Genomic DNA, 12,200 nt, shown 5'->3' on the forward strand with positions numbered 1-12,200 from the left:
ACTTAGTAAAGGCAGGGTGGTAAACCACCCTGCAGTATTTAAAGATTTTGATTAATAGTCGTAGTCGTGATCGTGACCTTGAATATTAGTGATAGCTGTATCAGTACAGATGTTTGCAGCTTGCATTTTCCATCTTCTGAACTTATCAACAGTTTTGTGAGCATATCTTGCATTCTCTTCGAATTCGTAACGAACAACACAACCTTTTAGGTCAGCTGCTGCAAAACGCTTGAAGAATTCAACAACAGAGTTTGAAGATAGGTCAATTTGAGCAGAAGGGTTTCCTGATCCACCGTAAACTTGAACATAGTCTCCATCTTTGTCTTTACAGAAGATTCCAGACTTAACAGCAAGTCTTGCTGCTGATTGGTAACTTTCTTCTGACCAGATAGTGTCATCTTCACCTAGATCCCAGTGGTCGCTAGTGTTTGAACCAGCAAGATCTGTTACTGTTACTTTTCTTTCGAATTTGTAAAGTGGGTTGTCGATGCTACCAAATGATTCTGGCATACCTACTACGTAGTCATCTCTGATTTCATCTGGAACGATGAAGTCAAATCTGTCTTCTGTAGACTCTGTTAGGTAGTCTGGTTTTTGTCCGTAGTCGATTTGTGTTGCACGGAAACAGATGTCAACAAAGTACTTCGCACCATACATTTCTGAACCAAGGTTGAAAGATAGTTCTTTAAGTCTTTTGCTGAATTGATCATTTTGATCAATTAGAGTGTGGTAGTTATACTCACCAGCTGTTTTCTCAACTGAGTATCTGAAGTTAGAACGATCACCATGATCTTTCCACTTCGTGATTTTACCACGTACTGTATCTAGTGTGTTTTCATTTCTTCCATCTAGATCACCAGCACATACACAATCACAATTTGTTCCATCTGGTCCACAGTCTTGGCCTCCGCCGCCACCGTTGTAACCACCGTTACCACCTTCAGCGATTAGACCTTCTAGGAATGGATAACCACCATGTCCACCTCTTGATCCAGGGTCACATGATCTTAATGTTTTCGGATTGTAGCAGAAAACACCTCTGTGCTTCTTGTGCTTTAAACCAGCGTTACATGGATAGATTGATGCTCCCGAAGAATAAACATCAAAGTCGAATTGAACTCTCGCCGCTTGCGTCGAGAAAGCTCCCATAAAAAGAGCCGAAGCTAGTAGTAATTTTTTCATTACCCTCTCCTTTTTAGTTAGGTTGTTAGACAAAAAATATTGATGGATAAATTTGTAGCAACCGAATTTTTGAAAGTCGAGAGGGGTCAAGGGTGGAAGGCCTGAATTTGTACTTAATTAACCGGCTTTTAAGAAAAGGTTAACTGTTGGCTTCGTTTTCTTTTGATTCTGTTATCTGATAACCGAATTGTTTTACGATATCTTTTGGTGTGAGAATACCAATGATTCTTTTTTCGTCAAGTCTCGAAACGACCGGTAGACGGGAGATTTGGAATCTTTTTAATCTGTGAAGAGCAATATATAAACTTTGATCTGGATAGATTTTTATAATTTTTTTCTCGCAGAATTGTTCAATTCTTATGTCGCCATTTCCTTTTGCAAGTTGAACTCTAAGCTCTGATGTTGACATCATTCCAAGTAATCTTCCATTTTTTAAAACAGGAAAACCTTGAAGATCTGGATTGTATTTTTGAATGTCTTTTAGCGTTTCATTAACTGTTAAAGTGGCACCGTATGTAACGATATCTTTTATCATTGCATCTTCAACATGAAGTTGATCAAGCACTTCTAAATCATCACGTGTTGGTAAGTGAATTCCATCTTGTGCAGAAATTTGTTCGTAGATTGATTCATTCTCTGTCGGTTTAGAAGAGAGCATATAGGCGATGATATTTGCAATCATCAGTGGCAGAATAATATTGTAGTCTCTCGTTAACTCAAACACGATTAGGATAGAAGTAAATGGAGCACGAATAACTGTTACAAAGAATGCTCCCATTCCAACAAGTGCATACGCACCAGTATTCGTCGTAATTTCTGGAAAGAAAACACTTGCAAGGGAACCAATTAAACTTCCTAGTGTTGCTCCCATTAAAAGTGTTGGCATGAAAAGACCACCAGAAATTCCGGCCGAGTAACATAGAGATGTTGCTAGGAATTTTAAACAAAACATTAAGAATAAAACTTTCGGATCGAGAATAAGTGAAAGTAATGTGTCTTCTAAAGTTCCGTGTCCACTTCCAATAACACTTGAGTGAACTTGAGTCATCAATGCAATGATTAGAAAAACAATCATCATATAAGTTAGCTTGTGACTCTTCATATGTTTTCGATTGAATTCTCTAAAGGCCAAAACAGACTTCATCCAAAGTGGGCCAATGAAAGCGCAACTTATTCCTATGAGTAAATAGAAAAGAAGTTCACGATGATCGTGCATCTTATAATAAAGTTGCTCAAACATGTGATGCTGTCCTGTAAGCATTTGCCCTGTAATTGATGCCACAACTGATGAGATAACAATTGAACCAAGAACTTTGGCATTAAGATCACCAACGACTTCTTCTAATGTAAAAACAACTGCTGAAATAGGAGTTGCAAATGCAGCCGCAATTCCGCCCGCTGCTCCAACTGCAACAAGGGCCTTTACTCGCTTCTTTGAAATATGAAATGAATAACCAAGCCAAGAGGCGACACCTGAGGCAATGGTAACGGTTGGCCCTTCTCTTCCAAGAGAGACACCTGAACCAAGTGCAAGCAGAGTTGTCACAGCTTTAGCAAAAGTATCTTTTAAACTAATTCTTCCGTGATCAACAACAAGGGCCGCGCGAACTTTTGGGATACCTGATCCTTCAGAGAAAGGAAATTTACGAGTTGTTAGCCAACCAGATATAAAGAGAGCTGCTCCTCCAAGAAGGACTGATTGCCATGTAAATGTTGTATCTGTTTGAAGGATTTGTTGAATCCAGTGAACACCTTTTTGTAGACCGACGGCGATAAGAGCTGATGTAACACCTGTAATGAGCGTAAGGACAAAAAATGTTCTTTCCTCTGCGGCTTCATTTTGCAGGAATTTACCTAAAAGTTTTTCATTAAACTTTAGTTTCATATGCTAATTATCGGAGCGACTCCTTATAAAGATAAGTTAACTGGCTAATTTTTTTGGAATATCTCACAGTTTTAAGCTTCCGTGAAGGATAATTTTGCTTTGCGCTAAGATAAATGTGAAAAAATATGATTTTTTCGCTTTGGCAGACCTTGACATGTATCCGTTCACTACCACCTTGTGTATAAATAATTAGTAATTAAATAAAAAATGTATTTAACTGGAGGATTTATGCAAGTTAAACCATTACAAGATAGAGTTTTAATCAAAAGAATTGAAAATGAAACAAAGACAGCTGGTGGAATTTATATTCCAGATAACAACTCTGAAAAGCCAAGTGAAGGTGAAGTTATTGCAGTTGGGCCAGGATATCGTCTAGATAATGGATCAGTTGCTGAACTGGCAGTGAAAGAGGGTGACAAGGTTCTTTTTGGTAAGTACGCCGGAAGTGAAGTTAAGCTTGATGGTGTTGAATATATTATTATGAAAGAATCAGATATTTTAGGAATTTTAGTTTAATCAAATTGATTAATAGATAGGAGATAAAAATGGCAAAAGAATTAAAGTACTCAGAAGAAGCAAGAGGACTAATCTTAGAAGGTGTAAATCAACTAGCGAATGCTGTTAGAGTTACTCTAGGGCCTAAAGGTAGAAACGTAGTTATCCAAAAATCATTTGGTGCTCCACACATCACTAAAGATGGTGTTTCTGTTGCAAAAGAAATTGAACTAGAAAATAACTTTCAAAATATGGGCGCTCAAATGGTTAAAGAAGTTGCTCAAAAGACAAACGAAGATGCAGGTGACGGTACGACAACTGCAACAGTTCTTGCTCAAGCAATTTATACTGAAGGTGCTAAGCTTGTAACTGCAGGTCACAACCCAATGGATCTTAAAAGAGGGATTGATACAGCTGTAGAAAAGATCGTTTCTGAACTAAGAACTGTAGCTAAAGAAATCAAGACTAATGAAGAGATCGAGCAAGTTGGAACTATTTCAGCTAATAATGATAAAGAGATCGGAACTCTACTTGCTGAAGCAATGGATAAAGTTGGAAAAGATGGTGTTATCACTATTGAAGAGTCAAAGACTGCAGAAACAACTCTAGATGTTGTTGAAGGGATGCAATTTGACCGTGGTTACCTTTCTCCATACTTTGTAACTAATTCAGAAAAAATGGAAGTTTCATTTGATAATGCAAATATCCTAATTACTGATAAGAAAGTTTCTAATATGAAAGAGCTTCTTCCAATCCTTGAAAAAGCTGTTCAAACTTCAAGACCACTTCTAATCATCGCTGAAGATGTAGAAGGTGAGGCGATCACTACTCTTGTTGTTAACAAGCTAAGAGGAACATTAAACGTTGCTGCTGTTAAGGCTCCAGGTTTTGGTGATAGAAGAAAAGAAATGCTAAAAGATATCGCTGCACTTACTGGTGGTACTGTGATTTCTGAAGAGCTTGGAATGAGCCTTGAGACTGCTGCTCTTGAGCACCTAGGTTCTGCTAAGAAAATCTCTATTGATAAAGAAAATACAACGATCGTTGATGGTGCAGGTGATGAAACAGCTGTTGAAGCACGTGTTTCTCAAATCAAAGCACAAATTGCGGAAACAACTTCAGACTACGATAGAGAAAAATTACAAGAAAGACTTGCTAAGCTTTCTGGTGGTGTAGCTGTTGTTAACGTTGGTGCTCCAACTGAAACAGAAATGAAAGAAAAGAAAGATCGTGTTGAAGATGCACTAAACGCAACAAGAGCCGCTGTTGAAGAAGGTATTGTTGTTGGTGGTGGATCTGCTCTTGTAAAAGCAGCTCAAGTTCTAGCTGATCTAAAAGCAAATAGAGAAGAAGAAATGCACGGAATTAAAATCGTTCAAAGAGCTGTAGAGGCTCCACTAAGACAAATTGCAACTAATGCAGGCCTTGAAGGTTCTGTTGTTGTTAACGAAGTGAAGAAGAACGAAGATGCAAAATACGGATTTAACGCTCGTGACGAAAGATACGAAGATCTAATCGCTGCAGGTATCATTGATCCTGTTAAGGTTACTCGTTCAGCTCTTCAAAACGCTGCTTCAGTTGCAGGTCTTATGCTGACAACTGAAACAATGATTGCTGATATTCCTAAGGAAGACGGTCCAGCGATGCCTCCAATGGGTGGCGGAATGGGCGGAATGCCTGGAATGATGTAGCCTTTTGAGCATAGCTCAAAAGTCTAATCAGCCAGGCAGTATGCCTGGTAAGCGACCGCGAAATTGACTGGCTAAGGCCAGTCTATTGTTCGCGGCGCTAGGCCCCCAATCTTTAGCTAAAAAACTATTTCAACAAGCCGGGTTCAAGCCCGGCTTTGTTGTCTCAGGAGCAATGGGAAAGCAACTGCAATGAAAGAGCGGCACTTTCACGAAGTGAAAGTTAGCAGCAGACTTTCTAACATGACCGAAACACGCGAGCTTCGCTCTGTGTTTCTTGAGTCACATTCATCTCTACTTCAAAACTGCCCGTTGGGGCACTTTTGCCGCAGGATGTTCACGAAGTGCAAGTTAGCAACAGACTCTCTTATGGAAAAAGCCAACTCTTCAAGGCGCCAATTTCCAAACCCAATCCGTCTTACTCTTATAATTTTCAACCGCTTACACCGCTTATCTTTAGTAAATAAAGTATTTTAATCGAATTCCGATATAATATTTATTACGAAAGAGTTCACTTTAAGGGGAAAGTTCATGGAGTATTCAAGTATCAAAGCACTTGTTGTTGATGATCTCGATTATATTAGAAACTCAGTAAGAACCATTTTAAATGATATCGGTGTTGAAAATATTCATGAAGCAGTTGATGGTGCTTCAGCTTTTAGAAAAGTTGTTGAAGCACATGAAAACGGCTCTCCATATCAAATTGTATTCTGTGATGTTCATATGCCAAATTCCGATGGCCTAGACTTTTTATTTCAATTAAGAGCGGATGAGAGATTGGCAGATCTACCTGTTGTCATGGTTAGTTCAGAGAACTCTGTTTCTATCATTAAAAGAACAATCGAATTGGGTGCAAATAATTATTTATTAAAACCTTTTTCTGCAAATGTCCTAGAAGATAAAATGAAGTCGGTTCTAAATATAGAAGCGGCTCTTTAGGCCGCTTGTGATATGAGTAATTTCTACTGTTCTTGTTTTCTTAATTCATAGCTAATGTCACTAAAGTTGCGATTAACACAGCTTACGAAAGAGTAGCTTACACCTCTTCCAATATTCATACAGTGACTTAGAAACATTCCAAGCTCACTTTCAATCCTTCTGAAATTATTATTTACACAACTTTCAAATGAGAAGCTCAGGTCATCTCCAAAATTATTGCAGTATTGGAGAAATAGGTTCGGAAGTTCAAATTCGGCTCGCCTAAAATTTGAGTTGATACAACTTGTGAATGAGTAGCTTACTTTGTCTCCAAAATTTGAACAATGTGACGGGAAGTATGCCTCCTGTTCACTTGATGCACTTACATTGAAAATAGTAAAAACTAAAAATACAATCGATACTAAAGTTGATTTCATAATTCCTCCCTAAAGTTATATGAATAATATTATTTTATGCAGTTTTATGAAGGATGTGCAACCAAAGTGTCTAACGCAATTAGCCTTATACTTTTTAGGGACAACTCGTTATAATTTTTAAAGTTAATAAAGTGAGGAAATATGTTTAATAAAACGCAAGAAGTTGAGGAGCAGAAACCTGCTTTTCTTTCAGGTCAATGGTTTAAAGACGAAGCACTATCATGGATTAAAATTATTTTAATCGTTTTTGGTTTTAGATCGACTTTTATTGACCACTACCACATTCCAACAGGATCACTACTTCCAACAAATGCGATTGGTGACTCGATTGTTGTAAATAAGATGTCTTATGGATTTAAGGTTCCATTTACTGAATTTTTTAATCCGATCTACATCGGTGGACAATCTCTTCCTGAGCGTGGTGATATTGTTGTTTTCGAATATCCAATAAATCCTTCAATTCTTTTTGTTAAAAGAACAATTGGTCTACCTGGGGATACAATTGAAGTTTATGAAAATGAACTGTTCATTAATGGTAAAAAGGTTGAGAAGACAGCAGTCGAAGCTGAAGAGGATAAAGAGCTAAGAAGTCTATATGATAAAGAGCCTTCACTTAACCCTGAAGATATGAAGTTCTATCATCAAACAATTGGTGAGAAGAAGTTCACTGTAGGTGAGAACCCAACATTCTTTAGACACCTAAATCAAGAAAAGGTAACTGTTCCTGATGGACACGTTTTCGTTATGGGTGATAACAGAGATTATTCAAGTGATTCTCGTGTTTGGGGATTTGTCCCAATGAAGAATATTCGCGGTAAGGCATTCATGGTTTGGATGTCGATGGTGTACCCTTGGTCAGATAAACCATTTCACTTTAGACCAAGTCGAATCGGTACATCTCTTTAAATTTTCCTGACAATAAATTTGCTATGGGGCCACAAAGGAAAGTACTCAGGTACTAGTTCCTTTTTGGTCCTATGCTAAGTGGCTGTTTTTGTAGGACCACTGATCTTTCTATAGTGCGGCCTGTGGGGCATTTTGCACACTTCAATTGTAAAGTTTTTGTAAGTTATTGAATCTATTATTTGCCAGTTTTGGCACGCTACCTGCTTATATATAAGTATCCAGAGGCCAGGGGGCCTCCCCAGGATTAGGACGATTTTGGGATTTAGCAATAGGACGTTGCTATGGAAACTGAGAGTTACACTTATGAATGTAAGGTCGCTTTCAGGAAAAAATGGGCCTAGAGGAAAGGGCAACAGAATTGTAAAAAGCAAGAAGCTTAATCAAAACCACCTCTAGGCCCCTTTTAAAAATTTGTTGTTTATTTAGAGTGTCCACGGAAGGACACGAAGAAAACATGGAAGTTTATAGATAAGCTTTGGAGACATCCCTCTCTCCCTATGATTTGACCCAAAGCTTATAGAGGCCGAGAGTAACGTGTGTGGTTTTAAGAAAGGAGTACTCTCGGCCTTTCTACATTCTAGGGAATTATTTTCCTCCATCTCTTTCACCTTTAACTAACACTTGCAATGAACCGATGGGATCATTGTGAGAAAATCAAACTATGTCATCTATTTACAATTTGAACGAGCGCTAGGAGAAGAGTTTCTCTATATGTCTCGCGTGTTTTCAGAATTTGGAATGAAGCTTGTACCAATGAAGCTTGATGATTTTAAGTCCATAAGAATGAAGGAACATCAATTTGTAATTTGTTGCGTTCGTGATATTCGAGCACTGATCAATTATCAAAAGTTATTAAAAAGATATATGAACTTCATGCTTAGGCAGGGAAGTATCACTTTATTTGAATATAGCTCATTTGCTATTACTCACGACGATGCCATCCTAAAAACTAAGAAGGTCTTTCAAGAAAGACTTCCTGTCAGTATGTTTCGTATGGCCGATCGTGCAGGACAAGAGATGTTCAGCAAACTTGTGACAAACTCTTCTCGCTGGCCAGGTGGGAAAAGAGCAAAATTACCTGAGTATTAAAAGGGATTGAGAGAGAATGAGAGTTTCAAAGGAAGTAAGTCGTTTACTTATTATTCTAAGGCAAGATGCTGCCAGACTTGCTGATAAAATCATTCACCGCGAAAGAGAGTATCTGCAAATCTTATCGATGAAGCGCACCCGTGAACATTTCAATGCAATTTTTAGATCAAATTTTAAAACCATAACAGTTGCACAGCTTATGCTTCTATCTGAAGAGCTGATTGTTAATCTTGAAGATTTCTATAATACCGTGGATGATCTCCATTGGTACCTTGCGCATACAGAAGATATGCCCGCAACTATTGAAGATAAAGTCCATGCTATGGTAAAAATGGTGAAAAACAAGTATGAACAATTAAATCTTTATCTAAATGCGGAGCTTGAGACTCATGAAGAAAGCGCTAGTGCTTAAATTCATCATTATATTATCTTGTCTATTTCAGGATGCTTTCGCACGCCAGAGTATTTCTGGTTCTCGCTATGAATTACTGACTGGTCAAAGGGTCCAAGAAAAAGCCTCAAATATGTGGGATAAGAAATTTGCCCAACATGACTATATCTATGGAAAATCCCCAGCTCACTTTCTAGCAAAAAACTATCAGCAGATCCCTAGAGGTGCGACTGTTTTAGATATAGGAATGGGTGAGGGGAGAAACGCTGTCTTCCTTGCTTCAAAAGGTTATAAAGTAACAGGCGTCGATATTAGCTCAGTTGCTATCGATAAATCCCTAAGACTTGCGAGACAAGCAGGTGTTCGTATTAAGACAATTCACAAATCAGTTGATGATTTAAAAATTGCAAATAACTCACTCGATGCAATTATTTGCTTCTATTATGTTGATAGAGAAGTTTCTGAAAAATTGAAGAAGTGGCTTAGACCTGGTGGAGTTATTATTTATGAAGGCTACACGACAGATCACAAGAAGAAATTCAAAGAGCAGAGTGTAGATTCTTATTTCTTAAAACCAGCAGAACTATTAAGTATGTTCAGTGATTTCAAAATCCTTAAATATGAAGAGCCACGTCACAATGCCGAGCTAACTCAATCAATCATCGCTCAAAAGCCCGAATAAAAGGCATCTCTTTCCCGCAACTATCTAAAATAATTTAATATGGCACAATGGAAAGAGTGAAGTACTTCATCTTAGTTGCTACATTCTTGAGTGGAATTGTTTGTTATGCAAATATTCTCGAATTCAATAAAGACCTAGGTTATTTTTCCGGCAGGGTATCACATATTGAAGGGAGTGCGAGACTTGTTCGCTTCAAGGTTGATTTTGATAATATCAAATACATTAATAAATTAGATGAAGTTGACCTATGGGGACTTCATCAAGAGTCCTCAAAATGTAAGGCCATTGTTATGGGCCGTACGAGTCATTATTTACTACTACGCATTCCAAGATATGATGAGTGCAATCGTAAGTCAGCTTTTTCAACTGGAAGATACTATAACTTTTATTCACAGGATCTCGTTAATAATGTTGCAATGGGTAATGAGTTAATAGAAATTCTTGCTAAGAAAAAATTGGCCCTTGAGTCAAAAATTAGCCGCAATAAACAAGATATTACGACCTATACGCAAAGAGTCGAAACTATCAATGCACGATACGATTTGTTGCGTCAGAAACTTGAGAAGGAGTGGCGTGATGAGTTGCGTCGACTCGAAGATGACCATCAGCAGCTCGTTCGTAACACTGAAGGCATTCAAACTCGTTTAAATGAAGTTGATTATAAATTACAGCAGTACCGCATCGAGTCTAAAAATCTCAAAGAAGACCGATGGTCTTTAGATCCAAGGAATTACATCACAAAATAATTATCTCTTTTGTAAATAATTTTAGCATCTAGACAGACGAACGCGTACGTCCTAATGTGCATTCTAGCCATTTGGTGTAAAATTTTATATTGTGACTCGCTAAATATAAAAAGGATAAGTTTATGAAAAAAGGAATCTTTTTACTTCTTTTAAGTACACTTCTATTGTCTGTAGTAGGGTGTAATAAAAGCGGTGGAGCTAAAAAATCAAACAACACTTTTTACTACAATCTAAGTGGTACTCCAACAACTCTGAACCCGTTATCATCAACTGATGCATACTCATCAAATGTTCATAGTTATGTACTTGAAGGTCTTTTAACTAAAGATATTGAAACAAATGAGTGGCAACCAGGTCTTGCTGAATCATGGTCAATTGAGAACGATGGTTATGATTTTGTTTTCAAAATTAGAGAAGGTGTTAAGTGGCATGATGGAAAGCCTTTCACTGTAGAAGATGTAAAGTTTTCTTTTGATGCGGTAACTCATCCAGAGAATAAGTACAAGACTGCTCACATGAAGTCTTACTTCGCAAACTTTAAAGAAGCAGTTGTTGAAGGTCCAAGAACAATTCGTTTTAAGGCCAGCAAAAAATACTTTGGGAACCTAATGTCAATTGCTAGTGGTGGATACCTTGCAATCGTTCCAAAGCACATCTATGAAAACCCAACAAAAGAGCAAGAAAAAGAACTTAATAAGACTCTTATTGGTACAGGTCCTTATATCTTTAAAGAGCTTAGAAGAGGTAAAGGTATCTCTTTAGTTCAAAATAAAGATTGGTGGGGATATAAAACTGATCTTCATAAAAACGAATACTCATATGGTGAGATCTTCATGAGATTTATCAATGAGTCTTCTGTTGCTATCCAAAGACTTGAAAAAGGTGACTTAGACTTCAATTCTCTTTCACCTGAAGAGTATGAGCAAAAAACAAATGGCCCAAGATGGGGTAAAGATGTTTTAAAAGTTAAAACAGAAAATAAGTCAGTAAAAGGTTACGGATTTGTTGGTTGGAACTTTAAGAGCCCAATCTTTAAATCAAAAGAAGTTCGTAAAGCAATGAACTACCTAATGAACCGTGAAGAAATGAATAAGAAATTCCGTTTTGGATATTCTGTTCTAGCAACTGGTCCACTATATGTTCAATCTGAATATGCAAATAAAGACGTTAAAGCGATTCCTTTTAATGTTACAGAAGCAATTAAGATCCTAAAGAACGATGGTTGGAAAGATTCTGATGGTGATGCTGTTCTTGATAAAATGATTGATGGAAAGAAGACGAAACTTGCTTTCACAATCTTAAACCCTTCAAAAACTTTCTCTAAATACCTAACGATGTATCAGCAAGATGCAAAGAAAGCTGGTGTTGCGATTGAAGTTAAGTATATCGAGTGGAACTCATTCATTAAAGCTCTTGATGAAAGAAACTTTGATGCTGTTACTCTTGCATGGTCTGGTGGATCACTAGATTGGGATCCAAAGCAAATCTGGCACTCAGATTCAGCTGCTAATAACGGATCTAACTTTATTTCTTATTCAAATAAAGAAGTTGATAAGCTAATTGATCAAGCGCAACTTACTCTTGATAAAGAAGCAAGAAAGACAATGCTTAAAAAAGTATACAAGCTAATTGCTGAAGACTACCCATATATTTTCCTATTTAATGACCGTTACACTTTCTACGGACATACTAAGCGTATGCAAAAAGAGAAAGATACTTATACTTACGGCGTTGGATACGGAAGTAAGTGGTCGATTAAACCAGCTAAGTAAGTAGGAGAG

Annotated in this window: 12 protein-coding genes; 9 read left to right on the top strand and 3 right to left on the bottom strand. The window is 37.5% G+C overall.

Annotated features, from left to right (window positions below; translation table 11 throughout):
- Positions 1 to 51 precede the first annotated feature (51 nt).
- Positions 52 to 1,182, bottom strand: coding sequence for a hypothetical protein (locus ABMA72_RS10920; protein ID WP_392858122.1), 1,131 nt, complete (start codon positions 1,180 to 1,182; stop codon positions 52 to 54).
- 139 nt (positions 1,183 to 1,321) lie between these two features.
- The gene (locus tag ABMA72_RS10925) at positions 1,322 to 3,067 is read right to left on the bottom strand and encodes a chloride channel protein (protein WP_392858123.1); all 1,746 of its coding nucleotides are present in this window, start codon (positions 3,065 to 3,067) and stop codon (positions 1,322 to 1,324) included.
- A 228-nt stretch (positions 3,068 to 3,295) separates the two neighbouring features.
- Between ABMA72_RS10925 and groES the strand changes: the two genes are divergently transcribed.
- The 3 genes from groES (at position 3,296) to ABMA72_RS10940 (ending at position 6,189) form a co-directional block, all read left to right on the top strand.
- The gene (groES, locus tag ABMA72_RS10930; RefSeq protein ID WP_392858125.1) at positions 3,296 to 3,583 is read left to right on the top strand and encodes a co-chaperone GroES; all 288 of its coding nucleotides are present in this window, start codon (positions 3,296 to 3,298) and stop codon (positions 3,581 to 3,583) included.
- A 29-nt stretch (positions 3,584 to 3,612) separates the two neighbouring features.
- On the top strand, positions 3,613 to 5,253 hold the full coding sequence (groL, locus tag ABMA72_RS10935) for a chaperonin GroEL (protein WP_392858127.1): 1,641 nt from the start codon (positions 3,613 to 3,615) through the stop codon (positions 5,251 to 5,253).
- A gap of 528 nt (positions 5,254 to 5,781) precedes the next feature.
- A complete protein-coding gene (locus ABMA72_RS10940) occupies positions 5,782 to 6,189 on the top strand; it encodes a response regulator (protein ID WP_392858129.1) in 408 nt (135 codons plus the stop codon).
- A 23-nt stretch (positions 6,190 to 6,212) separates the two neighbouring features.
- Here the strand turns inward: ABMA72_RS10940 and ABMA72_RS10945 are convergent, their stop codons facing one another.
- A complete protein-coding gene (locus ABMA72_RS10945; protein WP_392858131.1) occupies positions 6,213 to 6,605 on the bottom strand; it encodes a hypothetical protein in 393 nt (130 codons plus the stop codon).
- A 141-nt stretch (positions 6,606 to 6,746) separates the two neighbouring features.
- On the opposite strand from ABMA72_RS10945, the gene lepB reads away from it, so the two are divergent.
- The 6 genes from lepB to ABMA72_RS10975 all read left to right on the top strand — a co-directional run bounded on the left by lepB (position 6,747) and on the right by ABMA72_RS10975 (position 12,191).
- Positions 6,747 to 7,511 (top strand): signal peptidase I, encoded by a 765-nt coding sequence (lepB, locus tag ABMA72_RS10950; protein WP_393057132.1) that lies wholly within the window; start codon positions 6,747 to 6,749, stop codon positions 7,509 to 7,511.
- Positions 7,512 to 8,156: 645 nt separating this feature from the next.
- The gene (locus ABMA72_RS10955; RefSeq protein ID WP_392858136.1) at positions 8,157 to 8,600 is read left to right on the top strand and encodes a hypothetical protein; all 444 of its coding nucleotides are present in this window, start codon (positions 8,157 to 8,159) and stop codon (positions 8,598 to 8,600) included.
- A 16-nt stretch (positions 8,601 to 8,616) separates the two neighbouring features.
- Complete coding sequence (locus tag ABMA72_RS10960; protein WP_392858138.1) at positions 8,617 to 9,012, top strand: hypothetical protein; 396 nt, start codon at positions 8,617 to 8,619, stop codon at positions 9,010 to 9,012.
- Complete coding sequence (locus ABMA72_RS10965) at positions 8,990 to 9,673, top strand: class I SAM-dependent methyltransferase (RefSeq protein ID WP_392858141.1); 684 nt, start codon at positions 8,990 to 8,992, stop codon at positions 9,671 to 9,673. Before ABMA72_RS10960 ends, ABMA72_RS10965 begins: the two co-directional genes overlap by 23 nt.
- A 47-nt stretch (positions 9,674 to 9,720) precedes the next feature.
- Positions 9,721 to 10,419 carry a hypothetical protein gene (locus tag ABMA72_RS10970; RefSeq protein WP_392858144.1) on the top strand — a complete coding sequence of 233 codons (699 nt, stop codon included), beginning with the start codon at positions 9,721 to 9,723 and terminating at the stop codon, positions 10,417 to 10,419.
- A gap of 122 nt (positions 10,420 to 10,541) precedes the next feature.
- Positions 10,542 to 12,191 carry an ABC transporter substrate-binding protein gene (locus tag ABMA72_RS10975; protein WP_392858146.1) on the top strand — a complete coding sequence of 550 codons (1,650 nt, stop codon included), beginning with the start codon at positions 10,542 to 10,544 and terminating at the stop codon, positions 12,189 to 12,191.
- Positions 12,192 to 12,200 lie beyond the last annotated feature (9 nt).

Source organism: Halobacteriovorax sp. CON-3, from assembly GCF_043196995.1.
Taxonomy (GTDB): domain Bacteria; phylum Bdellovibrionota; class Bacteriovoracia; order Bacteriovoracales; family Bacteriovoracaceae; genus Halobacteriovorax_A.

Excerpts from the sequence above, each read along its gene's own strand:
- ABMA72_RS10920 (WP_392858122.1), bottom strand. The coding sequence starts at position 1,182 with ATGAAAAAATTACTACTAGCTTCGGCTCTTTTTATGGGAGCTTTCTCG.
- ABMA72_RS10945 (WP_392858131.1), bottom strand. The coding sequence starts at position 6,605 with ATGAAATCAACTTTAGTATCGATTGTATTTTTAGTTTTTACTATTTTC.
- ABMA72_RS10925 (WP_392858123.1), bottom strand. The coding sequence starts at position 3,067 with ATGAAACTAAAGTTTAATGAAAAACTTTTAGGTAAATTCCTGCAAAAT.
- ABMA72_RS10975 (WP_392858146.1), top strand. The coding sequence starts at position 10,542 with ATGAAAAAAGGAATCTTTTTACTTCTTTTAAGTACACTTCTATTGTCT.
- lepB (WP_393057132.1), top strand. The coding sequence starts at position 6,747 with ATGTTTAATAAAACGCAAGAAGTTGAGGAGCAGAAACCTGCTTTTCTT.
- groES (WP_392858125.1), top strand. The coding sequence starts at position 3,296 with ATGCAAGTTAAACCATTACAAGATAGAGTTTTAATCAAAAGAATTGAA.
- groL (WP_392858127.1), top strand. The coding sequence starts at position 3,613 with ATGGCAAAAGAATTAAAGTACTCAGAAGAAGCAAGAGGACTAATCTTA.
- ABMA72_RS10940 (WP_392858129.1), top strand. The coding sequence starts at position 5,782 with ATGGAGTATTCAAGTATCAAAGCACTTGTTGTTGATGATCTCGATTAT.
- ABMA72_RS10960 (WP_392858138.1), top strand. The coding sequence starts at position 8,617 with ATGAGAGTTTCAAAGGAAGTAAGTCGTTTACTTATTATTCTAAGGCAA.
- ABMA72_RS10965 (WP_392858141.1), top strand. The coding sequence starts at position 8,990 with ATGAAGAAAGCGCTAGTGCTTAAATTCATCATTATATTATCTTGTCTA.
- ABMA72_RS10970 (WP_392858144.1), top strand. The coding sequence starts at position 9,721 with ATGGAAAGAGTGAAGTACTTCATCTTAGTTGCTACATTCTTGAGTGGA.